General features: G+C 39.1%; 26 protein-coding genes. 10 read left to right on the forward strand and 16 right to left on the reverse strand.

Annotation, left to right across the window (positions count from 1 at the left end; genetic code table 11):
* The first annotated feature begins 6 nt into the window (after positions 1-6).
* The 3 genes from P20480_RS17240 to P20480_RS17230 all read left to right on the forward strand — a co-directional run bounded on the left by P20480_RS17240 (position 7) and on the right by P20480_RS17230 (position 5,308).
* The gene (locus P20480_RS17240) at positions 7-3,138 is read left to right on the forward strand and encodes an efflux RND transporter permease subunit (RefSeq protein WP_008126229.1); all 3,132 of its coding nucleotides are present in this window, start codon (positions 7-9) and stop codon (positions 3,136-3,138) included.
* Entirely contained in the window at positions 3,138-4,544 is a 1,407-nt protein-coding gene (locus P20480_RS17235; RefSeq protein ID WP_008126231.1) for an efflux transporter outer membrane subunit, read from the forward strand. The genes P20480_RS17240 and P20480_RS17235 overlap by 1 nt, the downstream gene beginning before the upstream one ends.
* A gap of 149 nt (positions 4,545-4,693) precedes the next feature.
* Positions 4,694-5,308, forward strand: coding sequence for a TetR/AcrR family transcriptional regulator (locus P20480_RS17230; RefSeq protein WP_008126233.1), 615 nt, complete (start codon positions 4,694-4,696; stop codon positions 5,306-5,308).
* A gap of 293 nt (positions 5,309-5,601) precedes the next feature.
* On the opposite strand, the gene P20480_RS17225 is transcribed toward P20480_RS17230, so the two are convergent.
* The 7 genes from P20480_RS17225 to P20480_RS17205 all read right to left on the reverse strand — a co-directional run bounded on the left by P20480_RS17225 (position 5,602) and on the right by P20480_RS17205 (position 11,186).
* Positions 5,602-6,693, reverse strand: a complete 1,092-nt coding sequence (locus P20480_RS17225; RefSeq protein ID WP_008126235.1) for a HupE/UreJ family protein — start codon at positions 6,691-6,693, stop codon at positions 5,602-5,604.
* Positions 6,694-6,698: 5 nt separating this feature from the next.
* Entirely contained in the window at positions 6,699-6,881 is a 183-nt protein-coding gene (locus P20480_RS19685; RefSeq protein WP_008126237.1) for a hypothetical protein, read from the reverse strand.
* A gap of 29 nt (positions 6,882-6,910) precedes the next feature.
* Positions 6,911-7,705, reverse strand: a complete 795-nt coding sequence (locus P20480_RS17420; RefSeq protein ID WP_008126239.1) for a tetratricopeptide repeat protein — start codon at positions 7,703-7,705, stop codon at positions 6,911-6,913.
* Positions 7,706-7,747: 42 nt separating this feature from the next.
* Entirely contained in the window at positions 7,748-8,251 is a 504-nt protein-coding gene (locus P20480_RS17220; RefSeq protein WP_008126242.1) for an Ig-like domain-containing protein, read from the reverse strand.
* Positions 8,252-8,262: 11 nt separating this feature from the next.
* Positions 8,263-9,855 (reverse strand): DUF4331 domain-containing protein, encoded by a 1,593-nt coding sequence (locus P20480_RS17215; protein ID WP_008126244.1) that lies wholly within the window; start codon positions 9,853-9,855, stop codon positions 8,263-8,265.
* 126 nt (positions 9,856-9,981) lie between these two features.
* Positions 9,982-10,665, reverse strand: a complete 684-nt coding sequence (locus P20480_RS17210) for an anti-sigma factor (protein WP_008126246.1) — start codon at positions 10,663-10,665, stop codon at positions 9,982-9,984.
* Positions 10,662-11,186: a sigma-70 family RNA polymerase sigma factor gene (locus tag P20480_RS17205; protein WP_008126247.1), complete on the reverse strand. Its 525-nt coding sequence runs from the start codon at positions 11,184-11,186 to the stop codon at positions 10,662-10,664. Before P20480_RS17205 ends, P20480_RS17210 begins: the two co-directional genes overlap by 4 nt.
* A gap of 509 nt (positions 11,187-11,695) precedes the next feature.
* On the opposite strand from P20480_RS17205, the gene P20480_RS17200 reads away from it, so the two are divergent.
* Entirely contained in the window at positions 11,696-13,315 is a 1,620-nt protein-coding gene (locus P20480_RS17200; protein WP_008126249.1) for a diacylglycerol kinase family protein, read from the forward strand.
* A 47-nt stretch (positions 13,316-13,362) separates the two neighbouring features.
* Here the strand turns inward: P20480_RS17200 and P20480_RS17195 are convergent, their stop codons facing one another.
* Positions 13,363-13,671 (reverse strand): VF530 family protein, encoded by a 309-nt coding sequence (locus P20480_RS17195; protein ID WP_008126252.1) that lies wholly within the window; start codon positions 13,669-13,671, stop codon positions 13,363-13,365.
* Positions 13,672-13,725: 54 nt separating this feature from the next.
* Positions 13,726-14,028 (reverse strand): DUF1496 domain-containing protein, encoded by a 303-nt coding sequence (locus tag P20480_RS17190; protein ID WP_006791676.1) that lies wholly within the window; start codon positions 14,026-14,028, stop codon positions 13,726-13,728.
* A gap of 106 nt (positions 14,029-14,134) precedes the next feature.
* On the opposite strand from P20480_RS17190, the gene P20480_RS17185 reads away from it, so the two are divergent.
* Entirely contained in the window at positions 14,135-14,368 is a 234-nt protein-coding gene (locus tag P20480_RS17185; protein ID WP_008126254.1) for a TIGR02647 family protein, read from the forward strand.
* Between the two features lie 12 nt (positions 14,369-14,380).
* On the opposite strand, the gene maiA is transcribed toward P20480_RS17185, so the two are convergent.
* Together maiA and hmgA are read right to left on the reverse strand one after the other, a co-directional pair.
* Positions 14,381-15,007, reverse strand: coding sequence for a maleylacetoacetate isomerase (maiA, locus tag P20480_RS17180; RefSeq protein ID WP_008126256.1), 627 nt, complete (start codon positions 15,005-15,007; stop codon positions 14,381-14,383).
* 2 nt (positions 15,008-15,009) lie between these two features.
* Positions 15,010-16,311, reverse strand: a complete 1,302-nt coding sequence (hmgA, locus tag P20480_RS17175; protein ID WP_008126257.1) for a homogentisate 1,2-dioxygenase — start codon at positions 16,309-16,311, stop codon at positions 15,010-15,012.
* Between the two features lie 144 nt (positions 16,312-16,455).
* Between hmgA and P20480_RS17425 the strand changes: the two genes are divergently transcribed.
* Positions 16,456-16,887 carry a MarR family winged helix-turn-helix transcriptional regulator gene (locus P20480_RS17425; protein ID WP_033024862.1) on the forward strand — a complete coding sequence of 144 codons (432 nt, stop codon included), beginning with the start codon at positions 16,456-16,458 and terminating at the stop codon, positions 16,885-16,887.
* Between the two features lie 54 nt (positions 16,888-16,941).
* On the opposite strand, the gene P20480_RS17170 is transcribed toward P20480_RS17425, so the two are convergent.
* A complete protein-coding gene (locus P20480_RS17170) occupies positions 16,942-20,061 on the reverse strand; it encodes a TonB-dependent receptor (RefSeq protein ID WP_008126261.1) in 3,120 nt (1,039 codons plus the stop codon).
* 302 nt (positions 20,062-20,363) lie between these two features.
* Positions 20,364-21,215 (reverse strand): S1/P1 nuclease, encoded by an 852-nt coding sequence (locus P20480_RS17165; RefSeq protein ID WP_008126264.1) that lies wholly within the window; start codon positions 21,213-21,215, stop codon positions 20,364-20,366.
* Positions 21,216-21,434: 219 nt separating this feature from the next.
* Between P20480_RS17165 and P20480_RS17160 the strand changes: the two genes are divergently transcribed.
* Genes P20480_RS17160 through P20480_RS19695 form a run of 3 tightly spaced genes read left to right on the forward strand, consistent with a single transcriptional unit; the run spans position 21,435 to position 23,266 of the window.
* The gene (locus P20480_RS17160; protein WP_008126266.1) at positions 21,435-22,331 is read left to right on the forward strand and encodes a type 2 periplasmic-binding domain-containing protein; all 897 of its coding nucleotides are present in this window, start codon (positions 21,435-21,437) and stop codon (positions 22,329-22,331) included.
* A complete protein-coding gene (locus P20480_RS19690; protein ID WP_238530278.1) occupies positions 22,324-22,779 on the forward strand; it encodes a hypothetical protein in 456 nt (151 codons plus the stop codon). The genes P20480_RS17160 and P20480_RS19690 overlap by 8 nt, the downstream gene beginning before the upstream one ends.
* The gene (locus tag P20480_RS19695) at positions 22,766-23,266 is read left to right on the forward strand and encodes a hypothetical protein (RefSeq protein ID WP_008126269.1); all 501 of its coding nucleotides are present in this window, start codon (positions 22,766-22,768) and stop codon (positions 23,264-23,266) included. The genes P20480_RS19690 and P20480_RS19695 overlap by 14 nt, the downstream gene beginning before the upstream one ends.
* Before the next feature lie 26 nt (positions 23,267-23,292).
* Here P20480_RS19695 and ushA read toward each other — a convergent pair whose 3' ends face one another.
* Complete coding sequence (ushA, locus tag P20480_RS17145) at positions 23,293-24,918, reverse strand: bifunctional UDP-sugar hydrolase/5'-nucleotidase UshA (protein WP_008126271.1); 1,626 nt, start codon at positions 24,916-24,918, stop codon at positions 23,293-23,295.
* 92 nt (positions 24,919-25,010) lie between these two features.
* Positions 25,011-25,181, reverse strand: coding sequence for a hypothetical protein (locus tag P20480_RS19540; protein ID WP_006791686.1), 171 nt, complete (start codon positions 25,179-25,181; stop codon positions 25,011-25,013).
* 221 nt (positions 25,182-25,402) lie between these two features.
* Between P20480_RS19540 and P20480_RS17140 the strand changes: the two genes are divergently transcribed.
* The gene (locus tag P20480_RS17140; RefSeq protein ID WP_008126274.1) at positions 25,403-26,152 is read left to right on the forward strand and encodes a peptidylprolyl isomerase; all 750 of its coding nucleotides are present in this window, start codon (positions 25,403-25,405) and stop codon (positions 26,150-26,152) included.
* Positions 26,153-26,204: 52 nt separating this feature from the next.
* Here the strand turns inward: P20480_RS17140 and P20480_RS17135 are convergent, their stop codons facing one another.
* Positions 26,205-26,621 carry an MAPEG family protein gene (locus P20480_RS17135; protein ID WP_008126275.1) on the reverse strand — a complete coding sequence of 139 codons (417 nt, stop codon included), beginning with the start codon at positions 26,619-26,621 and terminating at the stop codon, positions 26,205-26,207.
* Positions 26,622-26,759: the final 138 nt, after the last annotated feature.

Raw genomic sequence — 26,759 nt, forward strand, 5'->3', positions numbered from 1 at the left:
ATTTACATGTCACGATTTTTTATCGATAGACCTATATTTGCTTGGGTACTTGCCATAGTAGTGATGCTAGCAGGTATATTAGCAATTAAAAGTTTACCTATTGCGCAGTATCCGTCTATAGCGCCGCCAGCAATAAGTATTACGGCTACCTACCCAGGTGCATCGGCGCGTACGCTCGAAGATACTGTTACACAAGTTATAGAGCAAAAAATGAAAGGCTTAGATGGCTTGTTATACATGTCGTCAACGTCAGAGTCTAGCGGTTCAGCAACGCTCACACTGTCGTTTAGCGCTGAAACCGACCCTGATATTGCTCAGGTTCAAGTACAAAACAAGTTAGCTACTGCAACGCCACTATTACCTGAAGCCGTGCAAAGGCAAGGTGTTGTGGTTGCAAAGTCAGCCCGTAACTTTTTGATGGTTTATGCGTTTATGTCTAAAGATGGCAGCATGACCAACATTGATATTGGCGACTATGTGTCATCAAACGTGCAAGACATTGTTTCGCGTGTTGAAGGTGTGGGTGAAGTACAGTTATTTGGCTCGCAGTATGCAATGCGTATTTGGTTAGATCCGGCTAAGCTTCAAAACTATAAATTAACGCCTGCAGATATAAGTGCATCTATCAGTGCTCAAAATGCACAAGTGTCGGCTGGGCAATTAGGTGCTATGCCTGCAGTTGCGGGACAGCAACTCAACGCGACTGTGACTGCGCAAAGCCGCTTACAAACTCCTGAGCAATTTAGAGATATTTTAGTTAAAACCAATGCAGATGGCTCTTTTGTAAAGTTGAGTGATGTTGCCCGTGTTGAGCTAGGAGGAGAAAGCTACCGGGTTGTCGCGCGTTATGACGGAAAACCAGCTTCTGGCTTAGGGATTAAATTGGCCAGTGGCGCCAACGCGCTTGATACTGCGCAGGGTGTAAAAGATGCCATTGCTGAATTAGAGCCATTTTTTCCTGAGGGACTTGAAGCGGTTGTGCCTTACGACACTACACCATTTGTGGCGCTTTCAATTGAAAAAGTAATTCATACGCTTATAGAAGCGGTTGTGTTGGTGTTTGTTGTTATGTACTTGTTTTTACAAAACTTTAGAGCAACGCTTATTCCAACAATTGCAGTGCCAGTGGTATTGCTGGGTACGTTTGGTATTTTATACACTTTTGGTTACTCAATTAATACATTGACCATGTTTGCCATGGTGCTTGCCATCGGTTTACTAGTTGATGATGCCATTGTTGTTGTAGAAAACGTAGAGCGACTGATGACCGAAGAAAAACTCTCAGCGCTTGATGCAACCCGCAAATCAATGGACGAAATTAAAGGCGCGCTTGTTGGTATTGCAATGGTGCTTTCTGCTGTATTTATCCCGATGGCCTTTTTTAGCGGCTCGACGGGCATAATCTATCGTCAGTTCTCAATTACCCTTGTTTCTGCTATGGGGTTATCGGTACTTGTGGCGCTTATACTTACGCCGGCACTGTGTGCAACGCTTTTGAAGCCTAGCCATGTTCATAATGATAAGTCGTTATTTGGTAAATTTTTTACAGGGTTTAACCGCGGGTTCGACAAAACAAATTCGGGTGCGCAAAGCTTTGTGAGCCGTATGATCAAACATGCTAAACGCTACCTTGTTATATACTTTTTAATTGTAGGTGGAATGGCTTATGTGTTTTCAAATTTACCAACCGCATTCTTACCAGATGAAGACCAAGGCATATTATTTAACCAAGTTTCGTTACCTGCGGGTTCTACAACCGAGCAAACACTTGAAGTGGTTAAAAAAGTAGAAAACCACTACTTGAACGAACAATCTGAAGCAGTAAACGGTATTTTTACTGTTACCGGGTTTAGCTTTGCAGGTTCTGGCCAAAACTCAGCAATAGGGTTTGTTAATCTTAAGCATTGGGATGAACGCCAACGTGATGATTTATCTGTACAAGGTGTAGCAGGTAAAGCTATGGGGTACTTTTCCAGTATTAAAGAAGCGTTTGTGTTTGCTTTTCCACCACCAGCAATTGTAGAACTGGGAACAGCAAATGGTTTTAATATATTTTTACAAGACCGTGTAGGTTTGGGCCACGATGCGCTTTTAGCAGCACGTAATCAACTATTAGGTTTAGCAAGCCAAAGCCCAATATTGGCTGGTGTACGCCCTAATGGTCAAGAAGATATGCCAGAAATACAACTCGATACCGATTTAGCTAAAGCACAAGCATTGGGTGTGTCGCAAACCGATATTAATAACACCCTTGCTACGGCTTGGGGTAGTAGTTATGTAAATGACTTCATTGACCGTGGGCGTGTTAAAAAAGTATACATGCAAGGCGATGCTGAATCTCGAATGGTGCCTGAAGATTTAAATAAGTGGTATGTACGTAATAATGAGGGGGATATGGTTCCGTTTTCTGCCTTTGCAACGGCCTATTGGACTTATGGTTCGCCGCGTTTAGAGCGTTACAATGGCTTTTCAGCAATGGAAATACAAGGAACCGCTGCACCTGGTTACAGCACAGGACAAGCAATGGATGAAATGGAGCGCTTGGTAAAACAGCTGCCAAATGGTATTTCGTCTGAATGGACCGGTATTTCATTTCAAGAACGCTCTAGCAGCGGCCAAGCACCTTTATTGTATGGTTTGTCGTTGTTATTTGTATTTTTATGTTTAGCGGCTCTTTATGAAAGTTGGTCGGTACCGTTTGCGGTTATGATGATTGTTCCGTTAGGTATATTTGGTGCTGCTATGGCTGCATTGGGTAGCGGATTATCAAACGATATTTACTTGCAAGTGGGCTTATTAACTACGATAGGGTTAGCGTCTAAAAATGCCATATTAATTGTGGAATTTGCTATCCATAAAATGGACGAAGGGCTTGATTTAGTTGAAGCGGCTGTGGCTGCAGTAAGGCTGCGTTTACGCCCAATTTTAATGACTTCAATGGCCTTTATTTGTGGTGTTATTCCACTCGCCATTGCATCAAGTGCAGGCTCTGGTGCGCAAAACGCATTAGGCATTTCAATTATTGGTGGAACACTCGCATCTTCTATTTTGGTTGTTGTTTTTGTGCCGCTGTTTTTTGTATTAGTACGCCGTGTATTCCCTGCAAAAGAAAAAAACACTAACGAGGAGACAGCATAATGCATATAAAAACTTTTTCGTTGAGTGTGCTTACGTTGGCTGCTTTAAGTGGATGCCAGTTGGCACCTGAACAGCAAGATTTGGCGCTGCCAGTACCCGAAACGTATTCAGTTCAAACAGAGCAAGCCACAGTTAACACATTAAAGTGGCAGCAGTTTTTTAGCGATAAAAAATTACAGGTGCTTATAGGTCAAAGCCTTGAGCATAACAAAGATCTGCAAATTGCGATGCTCAATGTACAGCGGGTACGTGGGTTGTATCAAATAGAAAACTCAGTATTGTATCCGTCCTTAAATGTTAATGGTTCGGGCACTCGCCAGCGTCTGCCTGCAAGTTTAACAAGTACTGATGAGGCGAGTATAAGCTCGCAATACAGTGCTACTGTAGGTATTACCTCTTACGAATTAGATATATGGGGTAAGGTTCGTAACCAAACTCAACAAGCACTGCAAAATTTATACTCTACTGAGCTTACTCAATACAGTACGCAAGTGTCGCTGGTAGCAGAGCTGGCTAATGCGTGGCTTAATTATGCAACCGATCAACAGTTACTTGGGCTTGCTGAGGAAACGTTAAAATCGCAACAAGCGTCGCTTGGGCTTACTCAAAAAAGTTTTGATTTAGGCGCAGCATCTAAAATTACGTTAGAGCAATTGAAAAGTACCGTTGCCAGCGCAAAGGTTGATATTGCAACGTATAAACGTTTATTAAAGCGCGATAAAAACGCACTTGATTTATTAGTAGGAAAACCAGTAAGTCCTGAGCTTCTGCCAAATAAGGTGCTGGACTCGTTATTAGCGTTGCCTAAAATACCGGTTGGTTTACCTTCTGATTTATTAACTCAACGCCCAGATATTAAAGCAGCAGAACATCAGTTATTGGCCGCTAATGCCAACATTGGTGTAGCGCGTGCTGCTTTTTATCCCAGTATTAGCTTAACCGCTAATGCGGGTACTGCCTCTAACGATTTAAGTGATTTATTTGATGCAGGTTCGGGTACGTGGAGTTTTATTCCATCAGTTACTTTACCTATTTTTAATATGGGCAGAAACCAAGCTCAGCTAGATGTTGCTAAGGCCGACCAACAAATTGCTGTAGTTACTTATCAGCAAAAAATTCAGCAAGCATTTCGCGAAGTCGCCGATGCGTTAGCAGACAACGAAGGCTATCAAGCGCAATTAAGCGCACTTGATATGTTACTACAAAGCCGAGAGTCTACGTTTTCGCTATCAAAGGCGCGTTACGATAAAGGTGTCGATAGCTATTTACAAGTCCTTGATGCACAACGCAGCTGGTACAGTGCACAGCAACAGCAAATTTTGGGTCAACAGGCTTTGTTAGCTAGCCAAATTAGCCTTTATAAAGTAGTGGGCGGTGGCTGGGAGAAAAGCGATCAAACCAACTAAGTAAGGGCTTTAGCTGTAAACACCTTCTTGCAGCTAATTAACTAGATTTATATAGGGCTAAATACTTATTTATGAGTGAAAGGCGTATTTCAAAATGATTAAGTATTTGCCTTATTGTCGAGTCTAATCACTTGGCAGTGGAGCTTTGTATGAAAACTAAAAGACAGACTGATCCAGCGATAGCCAAAGCGCGTCGTGATCAGGTTTTAACTGCGGCGGCTGAATGCTTTCGTCGTAAAGGCTTTCATGCTGCAGGTATGGCTGAAATATCCAGAACAGCAGGAATGAGTGCCGGGCATATTTATAACTACTTTGAAAGTAAAGAAGCCATTATAGAAAGTATTATTGAAAAAGATATGGAAGAAATGTTTTCTATATTTGAGCATTTTGAAGGGCAACCAGAAGATACGCTCACAGTATTATTGAACGGTTTAAATATCGGCGTTCAAAGGCATATGGATACCGGTGAATGTGCGGTTGATTTAGAAATGCTCGCTGAAGCTGGTAGAAACGTAAAGGTAGCTAAACTATTACGTGATGCTGACACGCAAGCGCGAAATAGAATGCGCCAATTGCTAATAAGTGAGCGCAGTGTGATAAAAGACATAGATGAGGTAGAGCTAGATAGCCGTATTAATGTTATTTTTTCAGTAATGGCAGGCTTACTTTTGCGAAAAGTGCTTTACCCCGAACTTACCGAAGAGACAGTTTTAATTGCGCTTCGCCCAGCGATGAAAACGTTGTTAATGCCGTTTGAAGATTAAAATAGTGCTATTAAAATGCATAAACTATATGCCCGCTATATTAGCGGGTTTATAGTATTAACAACCGTTTAAAGTAATACCAACCCGCAATAATACTTAATCATTTTGTGGGGCTAAATGTCTCGCTATTTACGTTAAAAAACTCTCATTTAAGACCGCATGAATGCAGAAGGTAGAGCAATGCAGGAGCAATTGCCGATAACAACTAAATAGCGAATTCTTTTCCTAGCTATCAAGACGTTTTTCCATCTTCAAAATAGATCATTTAAGTAATCGAATAGGTGTAGTTATGTTCAAAAGCGTTCAATAGACCAGTTTAGAGCCACAACAGCAATACCTATAGACCCTGCTGGCATTAACCATTTTACGTACCAGGCGGTTTTTCTAAATGCAATTAATAAAGGCAACGCTACTAATAAAATACTTAGTTGGCCTATCTCTACCCCTAAATTAAATGCCAATATGCTCATTAATTGATAGTTACTCGACAAACCTAATTCACCAAGTACACTCGCAAATCCCATTCCGTGAAGTAACCCAAAAGCAAATGTCAGCCAGCCTAAACGCAAAACAACGGGCCAAACATTATTAAGGGCTGCAAACAATACAGAAATTGCAATAATTAGTTCAACCCAGCGAGTATTGAGAGATACTAAATCAAGCGCTGTTGCTGTAAGCGTTATAGAATGAGCAAGTGTAAATGCTGTAACAATCCAGGCAGTGTGTTTGATAATGTGTTTTTTAGAGCTAATGGGCTGCCAGGTGTTTTTATCACGGGTTAAAACACAAGTTAGTAATAGCGCAATTAAAAATAAAATATGATCGATGCCTATCCAAATGTGTAATACGCCCTGATACACATATTCTGTAAAGGTATCTAAATAGCTCGACTGCTTAGTATTAAAGGTTTGGCTAGGCTCATTTATACTAAACACACGTGCTATGTTATTCACATTAACAATGACCTTGTGATTTGCGTCATCTTGAAAAAAGGCTGAATACTTAAGCGTAATCTCGTTATTTGTTAAACACGAAAATGACACAGGTAATACCAAGTAAGGCTGATTAAAGTGCTCACTTAGCTGGTAATTGTTATTTACAGTGAGTGCGCAAGTTTGTTCTGCGATAAGATTGTTTTTTATAAATGCGTTAATTGAGTCGCGTTTTGCTTTTATTTCAGACCAGGTAATGTTGGCGTTTTGGTCTAAGTCGAGTGCTATAACGTGCTCTAAATCTGCAACATTGATTTCCCAATTCCCGCTGTATTGAGCTGTATTGTTGCTATTAAGCGTAATGTAGCCGGTGCTTAACTGGTGCGCAAAAGCTGCTGTTGAAAATAATAAGCTTAACAAAATAATAGAAAATACGCGTATTAATATTCTCATAACATTTACATCCTTTTTGCTTGAACAATCAGCGCTTGGTCGATATTCATTTTAGCTTGTTGCCAGTTAATATTGGCCCAATACAAGGCTTTAGATTTGTTTGGCTGCACGTGAATATAATAGTTGGCGAGGTCACTTGCGTGAAAGCTGTCGTGGCGAATTTCTCTGAGCTCTACTCGTTGCTTCATGGCGTTTTGCCATTTGTATTGTGTTGTGTTTAGTTTTTTTCTGCGATGGCTAAGCGCAGCAAAAGCGCATCTTCTAGATCGTGCGATTCTTTTAATAAATTACTTAATTTGGTTATCACTTGCTGTGGCTTGTTTAAGCCCAGTTGTATGTCTGCCCATAAAGCAATTAGGCTTACTGGAGAGTTTACTAAATTTATATTTTCAAGGTGCTTTAATGCGTTTGTGTAGTTTTGTAATCTAAAGCTCATTTCAGCTAGGACATGTTTTGTATTGAGTCCAATAGGCTTATTGTTCGTTAGCTTTACTAAAGATTGATAACTTCTTAATAAATTACCGTACTGACTTTGCACATCTAATACACAAGTACTGGCCGTTAATGTGCTTACCCTTGTTATTAGTGCTAAGCAATGCTGTTTAGCAAGTTCAAACTGGCCTTGTGTCATGTACAAATTAGCCAGCAATAGATGAGTGTTGCTGTGATCAGGCGTTATTTTTAAAACACTATTAGCAATGGTTATCGCATCATTAAACAAATGCTCTTTTTGTAAAACGCGTGCATATAAATAGCCTACCTGTGGCGTTGGCTCATTTAAGTATATTTCTGCGAGCCTGTTTTTGAGTACCCCTTGCATATGCTCCGTTTGTCCAACGAATTGACTTTTATTGACTAGATTTTCTATTTCATTTATCGATAGTGAGGCAGTTAAATCCGATTTAGTGACTGCTATTACGTCGTTGTCATTAGGTGTATAAGCCGCTGCAAAAAGCTCAAATGAGCACACTAAGCTTAATGTAATCATCAGGTTTACTAGAGGTGATTTCATATTTGTATCCTTAAAATAGCCATCCATGGCCAGTCAGCTTATTTACTGATTACTAATTAAATTATTAATATCTGTGTCTTTATTTGTAAACTCTCTTCCATTTACAGAGAGTGGCTCTGCATTCGGTGCTTGGTTAAATGCATCGCTAGTAAACTGAGCAAAGTCGATTTGCAAAGCTTCAATAGTGATATTAACCATTGCACTTACTTGGCTGTTAACGCCATCAGATACGCCAAAAGTAAAGCTATCTGTGCCCGTAACCTCTTTATTTGGTGTGTAAGTAAAGTTGCCATCAGCGTCAATATTTACCATGCCTAATGAAGGCTCACTGACCAATGAATAAGTAAGTGAATCACCTTCTTTATCTATGGCTGTCAGTGAGTCGGTAATATTCACCTCCGTTTGCGTTGTTAACATGATGTCGCTAACTGAGGGTGCTGTATTAACCTCAGGCAACGGCTTTTTATTGTCGTCATCATTGCTACACGCTCCTAGCGTTAATGCGCTAAGCAGAATACCTATATGCGTTATTTTTAAGTGTTGCATTAGTTTACTCCTTATTTAGAGCCCGCAAGTGGGGTAGCTAAGTACGGAAAGGTTGAGTCCATCATTGTTGCATCAACAGGTGCGCCATCGGTAAATGGTACTGTACCAACGCTTGCATCTTCGGGAGTACACAAGCCTAGGTCAGTATCTACGCCTGCAACAGGAATAGGATGACATAAACGACCCATTACTACGCGCAGAGCAATATCAACAACATCATCGCCAGGGCGTCGGCCGTTTGGAAAGCCAGCTAAATCGTTTCCTGCAACACCAAATGCAGACTGCTCACTTTGCGCTGTTGCCGCGATGTTTGTGTTTAAACGAAGCATTTCAGAGGGAGTGACGGTTGCTTGTTGGTTAACACCAGCAAAACCAGTTAAAAATGCAGTAATTAAATCGGTACGAGGAAAGTTTGTTGGGGCTAATGTTTCGAGGTTAGCGCCAAGTGTCGTATTAACTGCATCCTTGAATAAAATATTTAAAAGTTCAGGAAGGGCTGGATGAGATACATAATCTAAAAACTGTCCATCGTCTTTAGGGTGTGCTGTCGAGAAAGTATCCTTATCCTTTATGCCAATAACAAGCTCATTAACAAGTGGATTACCCAAACGTGATACTTGAGTAAGAGCACCACCATTAACTGCATTATTAGCGAATTTAGCATTCGGGTTTAGTATGCGAGCTTGAGGTAAACTTGCAGTGGTCCACGAACCAATAACGCCATTACCTTCGCCTACAATACAGCTTTTTGGTACTTCAATAGCAATTGATGTCACGTTTTTATCTGCAAGGTCGTCATTGTCAGCCGATTGGGTAATACCTCCAGGGAAGCCACCTGCATCACCAGCACCCGGAGCGCTGTCGCCCTCTACCGGTACGTAGTTTACTAAATCGAACGTTTTACCAAGGTTAACGACAAACGCATCTTTTCTTTGGCCAACAAATACTTGTGCCATGCTTTCACAACCTGGGATTGACACATTATATACAAATTGATCTGCGTAAGTTTGATAGTCAGCTTTAGAGGTAAATGTTTTATTACCAATATAATCAAGTGGCTTACTGAATGTAGATGTGCCCGTAGTGGTATTATTTAATGAGGTTGCAACACCTGTGCGCTGCGGCCCATTAATCATACTCAGAGTATATGATTCACTGAAATTAGTTGCGCTATTATCACCGGCTGATACACCACCCACATTTTTAAGTGGCACAGAAACAGTACGCTGGTTGCCTTCTGGGCCTACAGCTAATTGCACACCTTGATTATCGTTTGGTAGCATGCTTTGGAAATCAAATGCAAAAGTAATGTCTTCAACGGCATCGCCATCGTTATCTATGTGTATGCTGTAAGTTGCATCTGGGTCCATTGCAAAATAATTAGGGCCGCCGTAGGCATCCTGTAATGGAATATAGTTTGCAATTAGTGTGACGTACTCTTCTTTTCCTTGTTCATAGCTATTAAATACATAAAAGTCGGTAGAATCTAAGGTCGGAAAGCGACTAATATTTGGCGCTTCTCGGTGACTTGATGCGTTACTTGGTGCGCTAATAAAAGTGCTACATATTACTACTGCGAGTATTGATGGTGTTAAAGCTTTCATGACTTTTTCCTTTAGTTTTAAATAGAAGTCATAGCTAATAACGGGGGGGAATTTAGATTGGATGCAAAAAAGTTAAATTTTATTTAAATAAAAAATGGCTGCTTATATAAGCAGCCATACAAGGGATTAAAGAAGCACGAGTTCGGTTGTATAAAGTACCTCGGTAGGTAAGCCGTTTGGCGAACCACCTAAAGGCTCTAAACTGACTGCTAGTAGTGAGATATCGTCAGCGTTAAAGCGTTTATCTTTTAGCAAAAATTTACCGCCTTGTTTAGGTAATATACCCAACGAAACAGGTAAATCTTGCCCTTTTAAAATCATCCATAGTTGATAATCTTTATCTCTTTGGGCAACTAATTGACTACTGGCTTTAATAGTTAATGCTTCTTCGTTTACTTCAATAAACCATAACGACTGTTTATCTTGGTTTTGCACGAGTGCAATTTGCTGATATTGCGACACTTCTTTGGCCGGTTGAATGACTAAAAATGCCAACACAATACACGCGGCGGTGGCTATAAACGACCATGTCTGCCAAATCGACGGCTTAGTTTGCACCACTGTTTGACTAGGCACTGTTTTTGACTCAATACCTTGCAAAATGTTTTCCCAAACAGAATCGCTAGGTGCTTGTGGTGTAATTGCACTTGCTAGATTATTAAGGTTTTGCTCCCACATAAAAATTGCCTCACGTGCTTTGCTTGAGCTAAGTAACAAGCGCTGAAAACGTTTTCGTGCCAGCCCCTTGAGTGTGCCAAGTACATATTGTCCTGCTAGCGCGTCTAACAGCTCGGGTTTTGTATAATTCATAATGTTAAACACCTCTGAAGTTGTGTAAGCCCGCGTCTGATCCAGCTTTTAACTGTGCCTAATGGCGACTCTATATGGTCTACTAGCTCGCTGTGACTAAACCCCTTATAGTAAGCTAAATGAATGGCCTGCTTTTGCTGGGGTTCAAGCTGCTCTATACAGTTTACTAATTTAGTATTTTCGTCATAGTTGACATCTACGCTCTGAATATCAAAGTCATCATCTCCCATTGTTTGCTCTTTTCTTACTTTGTTGTAACGCAACGCATCCAGACTTCTATACCTTACTATACTTATCATCCAGCTTATGACAGTGCCTTTAGAAGCATTGTATTCTGAAGCGTTATGCCATATTTTAATGAATGCGTCTTGCAACACTTCTTCGGCGTGCGCTCTGTTAGAAAGCATATTTAAGCTAATGGCAAAAAGCTTTCCGCTTGTTTGTTGATACAAGGTTGAAAATGCATGCTTATCACCCTGTGATGTATCGTATAACAGAGACAGTAAATTATCGTTTTCCATAAATATCCTATTTATTTTTATTCTCTTTTTAAAAACGGTTGAGGCTAGAACTTGGATGCAAAAAAGTTAAGTAGCTTGCAACAGTATACTTTTCGCTCTTTTTTGCAATGACTATCTGTGTTTATTATTAGGTATAATTCTGTGAGTTCAAAAACTATATTAGAGAAAAGCATCTGTAATGGTTGAGCCGATTTTTGTTTATAGCAGAGTCGCCACGCTAAGTTACACTTAAAATAAATTAGCTTGGTGAGTCAGATTTACTAATATGGAGCTAAGACTTAGTGAGTTTCTACTGTGATACGTGTGAAAAATTAACACACCCATTGTGTAAAAAGAGCAAAGTCCATACAACCCCAAAAATACGGTATTTAAATAGCTATTAAATATCAATAATATAAGTAAAAAAGTGGTGCCGTACGTTTTACTGTTTTGTGGCTTGTAAATTGCAAACACAATTATAAAAGCTGTTTGTTAATTAATGAATAGCAATAAATATAAATGGAGATTTTATGTGGGCTGCAATTAGTTATTTGATATTAGCGTGTGTACTTATTTTTATAGGGTGGGAAATAAATTCAATTTACTTTTCGTTATTTTTTTACTGGACCGCGCTATCACTGTCATTGGTCAGTGGGGCATACATTTTTAATATAGGTAAAATTTTCAGAAAGCGAGAAAACGGCGTTATTCCATTTTACATACGCTGGGCGTTTATTCCTTTTTTATTGGGGGCGCAAGTGTACAACGCATGGTCGCGTAAGCATGATAAAGTGCCACCAATTCAGCAAATTAACGATAACCTTTTTTTAGCATGCCGCTTATTTCCCTCGGATATAGACACGTTAAAAAGCAATAATATTACCGCTATATTAGATGTTACTTGTGAGTTTGACGGTTTAGAGTGGAGCTCGACACAAGAGCGTATTAACTATTTAAATATTCCAGTACTTGACCATAGCGTGCCAACACGCTCTCAGCTTAACCAGGCAATAAATTGGATTCATCATCAAATCCAAAAAAACAATAAAGTGGTTGTGCATTGTGCGTTGGGCCGCGGACGTTCAGTGTTTGTAATGGCTGCTTACTTACTTAGTCAAAATAAACACGCCGACGTGCATGATGTGCTTGCCCAAATTAAAGAAACACGTGAAACCGCTAATCTAAATAAACGCCAACTGCGCCACCTAGCAAAGCGACATAAAAGTGGCGAACTAGTAATTAAAAATCGTGCATTTTTAATTGCAAATCCCGTATCGGGTACAAAAATATGGCAAGAAAAAGAGCAATTTATCATTGCACGCTTGTCAACTTATTACGATTTAACCGTAAGGACCACAAGCCCAGACATTAATGGTATAGAGCTTGCCAAACAAGCGCTTGGTGAAAATCCTGATATTGTTATTGCTTGCGGTGGCGATGGAACAGTAGCGGAAGTTGCGAGCGTATTAGTTAATACACCCTGTAAGTTAGGTATTATTCCGCTCGGGACTGCTAATGCGCTTGCTCACGTTTTAATGGGAATAAGTTCAAAATTTATACCTGTAGAGCAAGCGTGTGATTTAATTATTGATGGTCAATCTACGTTAATAGATACAGCATATTGTAATGACGATTTAATGCTACTTTTAGCCGGGATAGGTTTTGAACATGCAATGATTGAAAAAGCTGACCGCGAATTTAAAAATAAATTTGGGCAACTCGCTTATTTAACAGGATTTCTTCAGGCGTTTTCGGAACAAAAATCGCAACAGCTCAACGTAAAATTGGACGATAACGACCCAATGATGATCACAACAAGCAGTTTTGTTGTTGCTAATGCAGCACCGTTTACAACGCTACTTGCTCAAGGGGGAGGGCAGCCTAATCACAGTGATGGGCTACTTGATATAAATTGGCTTATACCCAATAAAGAAAATTCCACTACGGTACTGAGTATTGCCGAGCTTATGTTTAGCAGTATAACGCAAAGTCATTTAGCCATTAACTCTCAACACACAAATGCTAAAAAAGTCGAAATATCTTCAGATAATGGGATTAAATATGTCATCGATGGCGAGGTGAAAACGGCTAATAGGCTTGTGATTGAAATACTGCCAGCATCGCTTAACGTGATCAGTAAAGAAATTTAGCGAATCTAAAATATAAAGGCGCAATAAACTGCGCCTTTATTTATATTTTACTTTTTTATTGATGGCCAAACAAAGTCAGTTGTATCTGGAGCCTTGTTTGTTGTTTTACGAGGTGCGCTTTTTGGTTTGCGAAGTGGTTTGTTATTTATTGTATGGATATATAACGCTTCAACTTTGTCTCTGGCCCAAGGGGTTTTGCGTAAAAATTTTAAGCTAGATTTTATGCTTGGTGCATCCGTAAAACACTTAATTTTTACTTGTTCCCCCAGCGTTTTCCAGCCAAGTCGCTGCTCTAACTCGACCAATATTTGTTCTAGTGTGATCCCATGTAGTGGGTTTTTAGGTTGATTATCCATAGCCATACTGCTTATTTAAACTATGCTTATTGTAGCTTAAATACAATAAGCAGGCTATTTCACTGTAATCTTTTTAGGTCGATTTGGGTAAATAACTTTCCCTTGCTCATTGAGCTTAAGCCACATTAATGCGCTATTGGTTTGGTTGGGGTTTTTGGCACCGCACAGTAAATTGAACGTATCAACGCTAATTAATGCGCCTTCACTATAGCGTTTGTCGTCGTACCAACACATTGTTTGGTGCTGAGTTAACTGACTTGCGTTCACAAAAGTGCGGCTGTTATGCGGCTCGGCATTACAAAATAACGAGAGTGATAAGCTTAAAAAACAGGCGGATAGAATTATTAATGGGCGCATAACATTCTCCTAAAATTGACTTTAAAAATAGTACGTAATGCTAAAAAACATGCTAGTGTAATATTACACACTAAGAAATAAACAGAACAATAAAAGGTACACACACATGAAATTTAACCAGCTGATGATAGATGAATTCACATTACTTGCAAAGTTTCCGCTTGATAGCAAAATGCAGGGTATCAAATTACATTCTGACGCAGAAGCAAGCTTGATAGAAGCAGCACAACGATTATTTGATAAAGGTGTTATAGATAGCCCTGATGGCGGTTACTTAACGGATTTGGGTTTAGATTTAATTGAGCACGTTACGATTATTCATAGCGCGCTCAAAAATTAAGCTCGGCAGTATTTAGGTCGCATCGGGTTGATTTTGCGGTGCGGCATCATTAAACGCAGCTAATTTATTACATCGTTCATAAATGGCTGCAATTTTTGGATAACGACTCATATCTACATTAAAACGAATAGCATTAAATACCTGAGGTACCAAGCAAACATCAGCAAGGCTTGGCTTGTTTCCAACACAGTAATCGTCGTCTCCAAGTAGTATTTCTATTTTATCAAAACCTACTTCAACCCAATGTTTGTACCAAGTGTTTTTAGCATCATCGTCTACTTTTAATTCATTCGATAAATACTTAAGTACTCGCAAATTATTCACTGGGTGAATATCACACGCTATTGCAAAACTTAAGTTTCTTATTTGGGCTTTTTGCCAAGCAGAGCCGCTAATTAATGGTGACTGTGGGTATGTTTCATCAAGCCATTCTAAAATAGCTAATGATTGACCAAGTACACCTTCATCTGTTTCAAGGGCTGGTAAAAGCCCTTGTGGGTTTAGCGCTAAGTAATCCTCCTCAAGCTGCTCTGATTTTAAAAGATTTACAATTGCCAACTCATGGTCAATTTTTTTTAGGTTTAACGCAATACGCACTCGGTATGCAGCTGATGAGCGAAAATAACTGTATAGCTTCATAATTAATCCTTGTTGGCTGAATAGTGTTTTTTAATTGTTCGCCAACAATCTGTGTAATTTGGTTGGCGCTCTTTACCTTCTAATGCGTATTTAGTCGGTGAAATGATGTAGCGAGATTCAAACATAAACGCTAAGGTATTTTCGTATTTTTGTGGAACCAGTTCCGCATTAGATGCTTTTTCAAACACATCCGCTTCAGGTCCATGCGGAGACATACAATTATGTAAACTTGCGCCACCTGGCACAAAGCCTTGCTCTTTTGCATCATATACACCTTCAATTAACCCCATAAATTCACTCATGATATTACGATGATAGTAGGGCGGACGAAACGTGTTTTCAGCAACCATCCAACGCGGTGGAAAAATGACAAAATCAACATTAGCCATCCCTTCAGTAGCTGATGGCGAGGTTAAAACGGTAAATATAGACGGATCCGGATGGTCAAAGCTTACTGTATTCATTACATTAAATCGCGATAAATCGTATTTATAAGGCGCGCTATTACCTGTCCATGCAACAACATCGAACGGGGAATGCTTAATCTCACAGCTGAATAAGTTGCCATTAAATTTTGACACTAGTTCAAAATCACCTTCTTTATCTTCAAAAGCCGCAACTGGGTATTGAAAGTCACGGTCGTTGGCATAGCCGTTTGCACCAACCGGGCCTCGCTCTGCAAGCTCCAAAGCATGACCATAGTTTTCGCAGATATAACCACGGGCCGTTGATTGTATTAAATCAACAGAAAACTTCATTCCTCGGGGTATAACTGCAACTTCACCTGGTTTTACACAGAGCTTACCGCATTCTGTATGCAGGAGTAGCTCGCCTTGTTGGGGTACAAATAGCATTTCACCGTCAGCGTTGTAAAAGTAGCGGTCAACCATAGACTTGTTAGCAACATAAACATGAATACCGATGCCAGATTGCCCATTAGCACTGCCGTTAGCAGCCATTGTTATGAGTCCATCTAGAAAATCAGTTGGCTTTGTAGGAATTTCAACGGGGTTCCAGCGAAGCATAGTCGGAGGTGTTACGGCTTCAGTTATAGGCGCAGTTCGAATCAAGCCGTTATCAACAGCGGTGTAATCACCTTGCACTACCGAAGGGCGTAACCGATACAGCCATGTTCTGCGGTTAGCTGCTCTAGGCGCGGTAAATGCTGTAGAGCTAAATTGTTCAGTGTAAAGATCGTACTTAACTTTTTGAGGAGTAAATTGCCCTATAGGCAAGGCACCGGGTAGCGCTTCGGTTTCAAATTCATTACCAAAACCGGTCATGTACTTTAACTGTTCTGCCATTACTGACTCCTGTGAGAGAAGGCTAGTTTTATGTTTTATTTATTTAAGTTAAGATACTCTCAAGCGAGAGTAATTTCAAATTGCTCAATGAATGTGTATGTAAATATAAATGAACAGCTAGTAAACCTATTTAACGGGATAACAATGAAACTGGATTTAGACACTTTTTTAGCATATCAACTAATTAATGTAGCAAGTTTGGTAAGTAATGACCTTGCTAAGGTATACCAGAGCAAATTTGACTTAACGATACCTCAATGGCGAATTTTGGCGAATTTAGCGCAATTTGGTCAAAGTAATGCCAAAAATTTATGTACGCAGGCAAATATGGATAAATCGACCGTGTCGCGTGCAATAAAAATATTAGTAGAAAAAAAGTTGCTAATGACTCAAATTAATTCAGAGGATAAGCGCGCAGCCATACTTTCATTAAGTGAAGCTGGAAAAGATATGTATAAAAAAATAGTACCCGAGGCGTTAAAGTGGGAAAAAGAACTATTGGCTTCGTTAAACACACATGAACAAGGTTTATTAATAAGTGTACTTAATAAGCTAAAAAATAAATTACAGGCATAAAAAAGCCCATCAAATGATGGGCTTTTATAATTTTAACTAATCTGACAATTTAGATTAGAAAGTGTAACGTACACCTACACGCATTTCCCATACTGAAGCACCAGTTTGTACTGAAGTATTAGCGTTATTACCGTTAAAGCCTGAATAAACGTAACGACCTTGGTCATCTAAAGATGTTGAGATCATGCTTGCACCTACGAAAGGACCTTTCTTAAGAACGCCCCAGTCATCATTTAGCATGTTTGTAAGGTTGTCGATTACAAAGAATGCTTCACCTTTATGACCTTCCATAAAGCCTGGTAATTCTTGTGTAACTTTAAAGTTAAACTTAACAAACCAGTCAGCATTTTGTTGGTTACGACCTGCGATTTCACCACGTTTAAGCCCTTCAGATGCAATGAAGTCGTTGAACTCATTGATTTCAGCTGCAGACATGTCGTATACAACGTTAGGATCGTTTTCAAGTGGAACGTATAATAACTGACGGTTACCATTCCAGTTGTTATCGCCCCATACATTACGGTCACTTCCGTCAAACGTGAAGCTGTAAGGTAGGCCTTTGTATGCTTCACCGTAAAGGTTAAAGCGTGTTTCAAAGCCATCTACAAACTCATATTTGTAACCAAGCGTCATAGTAAAACGATGCGGAATTTCATAATCTGAAGACGCAACACCTGGGTTACCTGGGTTAGTAAGTGCGATGTTACCATAGTTAGAACCAGCTACAGAGCTAGTCATTGGGTTTACATCGTCTGCATCTGTGTATGCATAACCAAAGCTAAAGTTGATGCCGTTATCGAACATTTTGCTAACTGCTGCAGAGATAACTGAAGAATCACCGCTATCGCCACTAACATTTGTTAATAAATACTCATTACTACGACCTTCGATTGACTCGTAAATAGGACGACCATCAAACGTAGTTTCGCCGCTATCTTGAAGTGCAATATCACGCATCAATGCAGCATCTTTCTTCTTCGAGTATAGGTAGTCTACAGAGATTACGTATTCGTCTTCAGTTGTGTATGTAGCACCAAGAGAGTATTTCCACTCTGAAGGGATTTCAAAATCTGGGTCTACAGCATTAACTGTTGCATCGCCTACACCAATTTCTGTATTTGCAACAATGTCAAACATACCTTGTGGTACGTCAAAACCAGGTGTACCGCCGTTTACGTTAGCTGTATTGAATAAATCTACACCACGGAACTGCGTACTAATGTTTGTAATACCATCGTTAGAGTAAGAGTTAGACAGCCATACGTTCGGGTTACCACCAGAGAACAAGCCTAAGCCAGCGCGCACTTCAAGTTCGTCAGTTGCATACCATTGGAATCCAACACGTGGCTGCAGTAAGTCAATACCGTCGAATGTAGACTGGTTGCTGAAACCGTAACGGTTAGTGAAGTTTTGGTTAAAGTTAGGAACGTCATCACTTGTGTACTTGTCGTAACGTAAACCAAACTGAATGGTTGCATCTAAGTCAGTGAATGCGTATTCATCTTGGACATAGAATGTATGCTGCGCATATTTAAAGCTTGCAGCCGCATCATTCGGGTTATTAGTACCTGCAGCATTGTTGTAGTAGATACGCGCTGCTTGACCTGCTTCAAAGTCGTCAATTGAGTCAAAGCGCCACTCACCTTCTGTTTGCTGTACGAACAAGTTAAAAACAGATAGCTCTTCAAACTCGTAACCAGCAGTAATTGTGTGTTGATCTAGGTAATAAGTACCAGCAACTTTAAATGTAGTTGTGTCGTAATCTAGATCGTTTGATTGACGAGAATCATCTGGACCAATGAATACAGTACCGCCATTATCAGTGCGGATTTGCATTTCACCAAAGCTGCTTGCAGCATCTAATGACTGAACCGTTGCATCTAGCTCTGATTTACCTAAACGAATTTCAGTAGAAAAATCGTCTGACCAATCAGAATATACAGAACCAATGATTGATGTAAACTCAGCACTTTGATTGTAGAAGTGGTTTGATAAAGAAACGCGGCTAGAACCAGTATCAGACTGAGAAATTGTGTTACCGTCGTTGTAGTTATAAATTAAGTTTGCACGGTGATCTTCGTTGATGTTCCAATCTAGTTTTACTAAGATTTTTTCATCTTCAACAGGCATGCTTGATGGCATACCGCCTGCATCGTAGCCGTAAACTGATTGAGAAATACTCTGAATGCGAGATACGTCATCAGCTGTAACACTACCACTGCTAAGGCCGTCGTAATTAAACTGGCGAACACCTTCAAGTTTTTCGTATGAAGTGAACAAGAATAATGTATCTTCAACAAGCGGAAGGCCTACGTTGAAACCGTAACGTTTTTCAGTGTAGTTACCGTTATCAACTTCATTACCTTCAATTTCGTCGCCTTTCATTGAATCGTTTGTGTAATCGAAGAAAACACCACCGTGAACGTCGTTGCCACCAGATTTAGTTACAGCGTTAATATTACACGATGTAAAGCCACCGTATTGAACGTCAAAAGGTGCTAGTTCAGCTGAAACTTGTTCAATAGAGTCGAAAGAGAAAGGGGCACGGATAGTAGGGTAACCGTTTGAGCTTAAGCCGAAGTTATCGTTCATGCGAACGCCGTCAAGCGTTAAGCTGTTGTAACGTGGGTTACCACCACCACAGTTGATTGAACCACGGCTATCATCAATTGTGATACGTGGGTCAATACGGATGATATCTTTTAAATCACGGTTGATGGCTGGTTGGTTTTCAAGATCTGTTAGCGTAAAAGTAGACGCAGGACCTGTACCACCAGACATAGCACTGATAGGAGCACCCGTAACTACAATTTGCTCGATGTTAGAGATATTCTCTAAAGAAGCATTTACCGGGTAATCGTTACCAATGTTAAGAATAATGTTATTGAACTCTTGGTCTGCATAAGTGTCAGAATCTACAACTACTCTGTATGGACCACCAACACGCAGGCCTTTAGCTGTAAAGTAACCAGCATCATTAGTTTCAGTTGTTTTAACTGAGCCTGAAGGAACGTGTAAAATTGTAATTTTAGTGCCAGCAGCAGGGTTGCCGTTAGGACCAGTGATTTGACCTTTAATTGCAGATGTTGTTTCATTTGCAATTGCAGCGCCACTAACACCAACACATGCTGCGATAGCAAGTGATAGGGCCGTTTTGCGTATTTGAGTTTTCATTTAATTTTCCCGTGTAGTTAATAATTAAATTTTTATATTTTTATTTTTTGGTTTTCAAAAAATAAACTAAATGCAGGTTTATATTTTAAAAACCATCGCTATTGTACCCCAATTGTTTGTTACAAATAAAATACAACTGCAATGTTTTTTTAATAAATAGTACAAATTTTGACTATTTTTACCTTTTTTTGAGTAATCACTCTATTAGCGAGCTCATACTACCGATGTTTTATGACAAACTTGTGAAATGTAAAACAAGCTTTTACAAAAAATCCCCGTGTGTAGGTTTTATGTGTCACAAATTACATAGATACTTTTTTTAACGCTGTTTCTAGCTCTTTAGCTGAAGGGTCAAACATAGCGTTTAACAAACCAGCCAATCGAACACCTGCTTGTAGCAGACGTGTTTTTACGATAGGTGTATTTTTATAAACATAGCTGTAGCCAACTTCTTCATTTGTAGATTTATAAAGTGCATTTGCTAAATTATGAGATTCTTCAATCCAAGTAGTTGGTGTACTTTCTAAATATTCTGCAATTAGTTCACTGTTATTAGTATTTATAAACTGCGCGTACTCAGTAAATGATAAGTTTTCGTTTTCAACTAATTTAGTATCCCACAAGCTGTGTAAGTTTGTATCTTGACCAAAAAACGACACTTTAATACGGTTTCCGCCTCTATCTTCGCTTCTTCCTGCATGGAAGGGTTGATGGCTATCACCAACCAAATGAACTAAAAAACGTAAACTAAATTGCTTTGCATCTAGGCTGCTGTTTTTATCTTTGAGTGTTTTTATAGAATAGTGGATGCCTTCTAGAATGTTGCTAACCGACTCTTTGTTGTTTGTATGGTCGTGATTGATTGTGAAGGACTTGTTAGGTGAGGCGTTAATGTAGTGCCAGCGAGAAGATTGCTTTTGCCAAAATTTCCCCGGGTTTGAGCGCATCTCGTCAGGCCAAGTTGAAACCTGTGCAAGTGATTCACCCGCTAAGAATGGTTTAATAGCTGACTTTGTGGTGTCTGTTATATGAGATTCAGCAATTTTACCTACAACCCGGTGACCGTTTTGGCCCCAAGCAAGTGAATCGCTACTTGTAAAAATGGCACCTATTAAAAGCGCTGACGTTATCGAATATTTTACATTGATACGCATTAAGGTTCCCTAATTAATTTGGAGTGGTGTTGCTGCGTTGTAATAAGGTCAATTGTCCTTACTTTTGTTGAAATTAGGAAGGACTCAATAAAATTCATAATTTCTTATTCATATTTGTTATAAATCAGTGCTTTAGCATCTATAGGTAAAATTACTTGTTGTAATAAGTAATTAAAATTGTTCAAATGGATAAGTAATGTATTTTAGGATGTCTTTAGCTTGAATATTAAAAATACGGTATTGGAAAAAACTTCAATTGTTACATTTTTGTTTATAGTAATAGTTTTTGCTTGGGTGTGTGGTCAATTAATTGTAAATGACGATGAACTCGCTTTTCCTGTACTTATTGAAACATCAACAACATGTCGTACAACAGCGACCGCAAACGACAGTGAGCTTATTGTATTTACACCCTCTAAAAATATTGCAGTGCAACTTACACAGAAGTTGTGTGATGATAATGTCGTTGCTAAACAGTACGGGGTGGTTGTAGGGTATTGGGGGTATAAAACATCAGACAGTTTAGAGTTTGTAGGTAAAGGAATTGCAGACCTTATACTCGCAAAAAACAACATTATGGCGGCTTTTAAAGCTGAATCTACCTATGATTATATGCCCGTTGTTGGTTTTTCTGATTACACTGCATTTTTTATATCTTCAAAAGAAAAACCAATTATTTCAAAGTCTTATTTTTTAGACAAAAAAATAGGGCTGCTTGATTACCCAACGAGTCGCTCTGGGCATATTCTTCCAAAACAGGTCTTTAAAGATCTCGATATAAATATTGCAAATTTAAATATTTTGTACGCAAGTTCTCATAATGAACTACGAGATTTATTAGCCAACGGTAAAGTAGATATTATTGCGTCGTTTTGGAAAGAAAACGATAAAGACCGTTTCTCGAAAAACTATATCACCCCATTAAGCAATAACATAACAGGCACACGTTGGTACTTGAAAATGCAACAAAACAACACAGATTTGTTATGTGCTGTACAAGAACACCTAATGGCTATGTCTAAAGACCAAGAACTTCATTATTATCAAAATGTTTCGCCCTTTTGGCAATGTGAGAATAATACAGCTGTTTTTAAGATAGGTGAAGATAATGAGTAGGCTTAAATTTTCTGCAGTGTCCTCATGTATTTTTTTTATGCTTTCTTTAGTGTTTTATATATCTATGATTAATAAAACAGAGCGTGTTAGCGAGCAGCAAAAGTTTCAAATTGAAAAACAAATTGCACTAGATTTACCATTACTCGATTTGCCAAATGAACTGTATAAGCATGCAGGTAATAAAGATGCTTTAGTTGGCTATATTGACTCACTAAATAGTTATCTAAGAATGAGTAACTTGCGTGTCATCGATATCAGTACAGGCGAGATTGCTCACAGCGATTTAAAGGCAAAGCAATTTATCAGTAGCTTAGCGACGAGTGAAGGCCCTGTGAATATTATTTTTAGTGTAGATGAGCATTACTTGACACCTAGTAATAAAATCTTTTTTTGTTTTTTTACTTATCAGTCTCTTTGTTGCTGTGTGGTTAAAAGTGGTAGACAGTAAGAAAAACAATGTAAGCTTAAACAAGAGTATTAACTCTGCTGCATCAATGCCAATGCCTTTGGCGGTCATAATTGATTTACGCAATAAAACACTTTCACATAGTTATAATAAAGAGCACAGCGTTCAATTAGCTAATAAACCATTGTGTTTTTACCTAGCCCTTGTTGAATATTGTTCAGCTAATAGTGATGTCATTTTAAATCATAATAAAAATGTACCCGATGAGCTTATTGAACTTGCCAACAAGTATTTTTCCCGATTAACAGAGCTAGGGCATACGATAAGGAAACGGCCGAACTTCAATAATAGCCTTGAAAAAACGTTGAGTGAAATAAGGGCTTCGCTTGACGACGTTTTGAATGAATATCCTGAGGAAAAAGAGATTTATTACCCTCCAAAAGCATATGGAGAAGGCTCTCGCTCTCGTCTGCACAGCTACGGGCTCATAAATATTGCAAAGGGAAATATTGAAATAATAGGGAAGTAATTTTACCTCCCTATTGTTATCAGTGATTATTTAGGAGCAAACTCAGCCGCTTTTATTGGACTATGTTGCGATATAAATGTTTTAAGTGCTTGGGCGTCAGTTTCGTCAGTGCTAACAAAACCTTTTAGCGTATTTATAGTTGGGTAACCATCACCGCCCGATGCGTTATAGCTATTTAAACTCATGCGGTATGTTTTACTTTTATCGAACGGTTTACCGTTAATAAATACGTTTGTAAGCTTACCATTTTTGCGGTCAAACGAAAGCTTGTGATATTGCAAGTAAGCACCAGCGTCTGCTGGGAAGCTTGTTACTGTATTTAAGTAGTCCCATAGTTCAGCACCTTGCCAATCCATATACGTTATACGGTTTTTAAAAGGGTGAACTTTTAATATGTCTTTATAGCTTATTTCACCGGCATCAATTGAGCTGCGAATACCACCGCCACTGATCAAACCAAAATCTGCACCTACCACATTCATTTGTGCTTGGATGATAACGCGAGCAAGGTTTGTTTGTTGATAGCGTACTTTGTTTCTATCACCTTCTAATCTTGCATCAACAGAGCCAATAGTCCCCTCAATTTGTTTAGCACCAATCGCTTGGTATTTAGCTAAAAACGCTTTTAATGACGGGTCTGGCTTAATATATTCGTTCGCAAGTACCTCTTTTAATGTGCCGTCAGCTTGTGTTTTTTCTACATATAAATTAACTGGCATTAATTTATAATCAAGTAGGCTCAATTCACCATTTTCTAATTTGAACTCAGCCTTACCAACGTACTTTCCCCACTCGTGGGCTTGCATTATCCACGTGCCATTTTGCTGATCAGGATTACAAGCTAAGCCAGGTTTAAAACTATCATCGTTTACATTTTCTGATGCCATACACACAGGCTCTTGTGAGTGGCCACCTATGATCATATCAAGCGTATTCGCAGGCAATGAGCGAGCAAGTGTTACATCGCCCGGTGCGTTTATGCCATGTTTAGCATCAATAAAATGGCCCATGTGAGTAACAGCAATAGTAATGTCTGGGTTGTATTTTGCTTTTATCTCTTTAGCTAGGTTGGCTGTTACTGGAACAGGGTCTTTAAATTCTAAGTGACCAATGTACTGAGGGTTTCCTATTTTTGCTGTATCGGTTGTAGTTAAACCGATCACGGCAATAGTTAAGCCATTTTTTTCAAATATTTTATAGGCGTCAAAAGCGTTCTTACCTGACGACTTTTCCACTATATTAGCCGATAAGAGAGGGAAGTTAGCCCAGTTTTGTTGCTTGGCTAAAACACTAAGTGGGTTATCAAATTCATGATTACCTAATGCCATTGCATCGTAGCCGAGTAAAGACATCCCTTTAAAGTCAGGCTCTGCATGCTGTAAATCAGATTCTGGTATACCTGTATTTATGTCGCCACCTGATAGCAGTAAAACGGCATGACCTTTTATTTTCGCTTCACTACGTAATTGATCCAGTAGTGTTTTGCGAGCAGCCATACCGTATTCGCCTTTTTCGTTATGCCAAAAGCGACCATGATTATCGTTAGTATGAAGAACGGTTAAGTATTGTGTAGAAGATGTTTTTTCATTAGTTGTGGCAGATGTGCATCCCAGTACACCCAAAATGATCGAAAAAATAAAAATTATGCGCATAAAATACCTGTGTATTAAGTTGTACTTAATGTTGTAGGTGGCTAGTTTAAACTAGTTTGAAATATAAAAAAGGCAGATATTTATATTTTTGGCTAATTACGACTCGTAGCCGCATTTTCCCTGCGTTTGAGTTCTTGGCTAGCGTAATGTGACTTTTCGTGTTTTGTAGCAACCATCCAATTTAAAAAGCTTGCTGGGAGTTTGGTGTATGCTTCGCCTTTGTGTAGGCCAAAGTCGCAAATTGTGTGTGGTGTGTGTGTCATGTGTATCCGTTATCTCTGTTATTTAATAATTAACAATGAGCAAAGTTAAACATTTACTCGGTTTACATATTCATAGAAAATATAAATCAATATTGTGTAATTGAAATGTTACCAGAACGGTCTAATTTGTATCAACTATCTTAATGCTATCGATTTTCTTAATGTGTAGCATTAACCTAAACAAAACTTATTTTTAAATAAATATAATAATAGGATCTAACATGAAAAAACGTTTACTGTGTTCATTGCTCGCTTCATTAAGCTTTGCTAGCCATGCAACCATAGTCGAAATGCAAACTAGCCAAGGCACAATTGAGATTAATTTATTTGACCAGCAAACACCAAAAACCGTAGAAAACTTTTTAAGTTATGTGCAAGATGACTCATACAATGAAACAGTTATTCATCGTTCAATAGACAATTTTGTAATTCAAGGCGGTGGTTTTACATTTTCAGACACACTTGACCCAATAACAACTAAACCTGCTGTTATCAATGAACCTGTATTTTCTAATGTTAAAGGTACTATTGCCATGGCTAAGTTAGGGGGCAACCCTAATAGTGCTACTAGCCAGTGGTTTTTTAATATGGCTAATAATAGTGGGGGAAGTGCGGCACTTGATACGCAAAATGGTGGGTTTACAGTGTTTGGACAAATCACAGCAGAAAGTCAGGAAACGCTTGATAAAATTGCGGCCCTTATTCATTGCGGTGAAACACCAGTAGTCGATATAACAACAGAGCAATGTGCGAGCAGTGATGTGTCTATTAGTAGTGCTAATTTAGTGACAATCCAGAGCGTTACTATATTAGACGACGATCCTAATTCGGCAGCCGGATTGACCGTTGTTGAAAATACACTGATTGACGCGGATAACTCTGGTAGCTCAGATGGAAGTTCGGGGGGAGCGCTAATATGGTTACTGGGTGCTTTTTTACTAGCTGTTCCACGCCTTAAAAAGAAGAAGTAACCTCATTCAGAGCAATATAAACAGCGCAGCTATTATATAGCTGCGCCCTATATTAAATAAATAGCCGCCAAATCATCGCAAGCCACATCGCAAATACAGACACGCAGCCAATTAAAAACACGTTAAATCGAGCTCTTACGTTATTTGATCCTAAATGAATAATGCTATGTAATATGCGTGATATTACAAATACGCAGGCCAAAATTGCAACCACAACGCTTGCACTGTTTAATTGCAAAGCTAACAAGCAACCAGCGTAAAATAAAACGGGTATTTCAAACTGGTTAGTAAAGTTTCTATCCGCAACCCTTACATGGTCACCTGCGTTATCTAATCGCATCGTTGCAAAATCGTTTAAGTTTAACTGTTTATTTTTAGCTGCTGCAAAGCGTCTTCTCCCCATAATAATCATTACAGCCAAAGACAGGGTGACTTGCACAAACATGGCAAGTATTATTATTTTTTCCATTGTAGTTCCTTGTTATTGTTTTAGTCAGTATGCAGACATTTTTCACAATGTGTTACACAAAAAAGCGTTAACTGCTAGAAAGTATTCAGTACAAAGTGTTAGTTTATATTATCAAACCTGCTTTTGAATTAGCATAAC

Origin of the sequence: Pseudoalteromonas sp. BSi20480 (assembly GCF_000241365.1) — a bacterium.
GTDB lineage: Bacteria > Pseudomonadota > Gammaproteobacteria > Enterobacterales > Alteromonadaceae > Pseudoalteromonas > Pseudoalteromonas marina.

Excerpts from the sequence above, each read along its gene's own strand:
- P20480_RS17185 (WP_008126254.1), top strand. The coding sequence starts at position 14,135 with ATGAAATTTAACCAGCTGATGATAGATGAATTCACATTACTTGCAAAG.
- P20480_RS19540 (WP_006791686.1), bottom strand. The coding sequence starts at position 25,181 with ATGACACACACACCACACACAATTTGCGACTTTGGCCTACACAAAGGC.
- P20480_RS17215 (WP_008126244.1), bottom strand. The coding sequence starts at position 9,855 with ATGAAAGCTTTAACACCATCAATACTCGCAGTAGTAATATGTAGCACT.
- P20480_RS17425 (WP_033024862.1), top strand. The coding sequence starts at position 16,456 with ATGAAACTGGATTTAGACACTTTTTTAGCATATCAACTAATTAATGTA.
- P20480_RS17420 (WP_008126239.1), bottom strand. The coding sequence starts at position 7,705 with ATGAAATCACCTCTAGTAAACCTGATGATTACATTAAGCTTAGTGTGC.
- P20480_RS17135 (WP_008126275.1), bottom strand. The coding sequence starts at position 26,621 with ATGGAAAAAATAATAATACTTGCCATGTTTGTGCAAGTCACCCTGTCT.
- P20480_RS17140 (WP_008126274.1), top strand. The coding sequence starts at position 25,403 with ATGAAAAAACGTTTACTGTGTTCATTGCTCGCTTCATTAAGCTTTGCT.
- P20480_RS17190 (WP_006791676.1), bottom strand. The coding sequence starts at position 14,028 with ATGCGCCCATTAATAATTCTATCCGCCTGTTTTTTAAGCTTATCACTC.
- P20480_RS17200 (WP_008126249.1), top strand. The coding sequence starts at position 11,696 with ATGTGGGCTGCAATTAGTTATTTGATATTAGCGTGTGTACTTATTTTT.
- P20480_RS19690 (WP_238530278.1), top strand. The coding sequence starts at position 22,324 with ATGAGTAGGCTTAAATTTTCTGCAGTGTCCTCATGTATTTTTTTTATG.
- maiA (WP_008126256.1), bottom strand. The coding sequence starts at position 15,007 with ATGAAGCTATACAGTTATTTTCGCTCATCAGCTGCATACCGAGTGCGT.
- P20480_RS17230 (WP_008126233.1), top strand. The coding sequence starts at position 4,694 with ATGAAAACTAAAAGACAGACTGATCCAGCGATAGCCAAAGCGCGTCGT.
- P20480_RS17165 (WP_008126264.1), bottom strand. The coding sequence starts at position 21,215 with ATGCGTATCAATGTAAAATATTCGATAACGTCAGCGCTTTTAATAGGT.
- P20480_RS17235 (WP_008126231.1), top strand. The coding sequence starts at position 3,138 with ATGCATATAAAAACTTTTTCGTTGAGTGTGCTTACGTTGGCTGCTTTA.
- P20480_RS17210 (WP_008126246.1), bottom strand. The coding sequence starts at position 10,665 with ATGAATTATACAAAACCCGAGCTGTTAGACGCGCTAGCAGGACAATAT.
- P20480_RS17220 (WP_008126242.1), bottom strand. The coding sequence starts at position 8,251 with ATGCAACACTTAAAAATAACGCATATAGGTATTCTGCTTAGCGCATTA.
- hmgA (WP_008126257.1), bottom strand. The coding sequence starts at position 16,311 with ATGGCAGAACAGTTAAAGTACATGACCGGTTTTGGTAATGAATTTGAA.
- P20480_RS17240 (WP_008126229.1), top strand. The coding sequence starts at position 7 with ATGTCACGATTTTTTATCGATAGACCTATATTTGCTTGGGTACTTGCC.
- P20480_RS19685 (WP_008126237.1), bottom strand. The coding sequence starts at position 6,881 with ATGAAGCAACGAGTAGAGCTCAGAGAAATTCGCCACGACAGCTTTCAC.
- P20480_RS17225 (WP_008126235.1), bottom strand. The coding sequence starts at position 6,693 with ATGAGAATATTAATACGCGTATTTTCTATTATTTTGTTAAGCTTATTA.
- ushA (WP_008126271.1), bottom strand. The coding sequence starts at position 24,918 with ATGCGCATAATTTTTATTTTTTCGATCATTTTGGGTGTACTGGGATGC.
- P20480_RS17205 (WP_008126247.1), bottom strand. The coding sequence starts at position 11,186 with ATGGAAAACGATAATTTACTGTCTCTGTTATACGATACATCACAGGGT.
- P20480_RS17195 (WP_008126252.1), bottom strand. The coding sequence starts at position 13,671 with ATGGATAATCAACCTAAAAACCCACTACATGGGATCACACTAGAACAA.
- P20480_RS17170 (WP_008126261.1), bottom strand. The coding sequence starts at position 20,061 with ATGAAAACTCAAATACGCAAAACGGCCCTATCACTTGCTATCGCAGCA.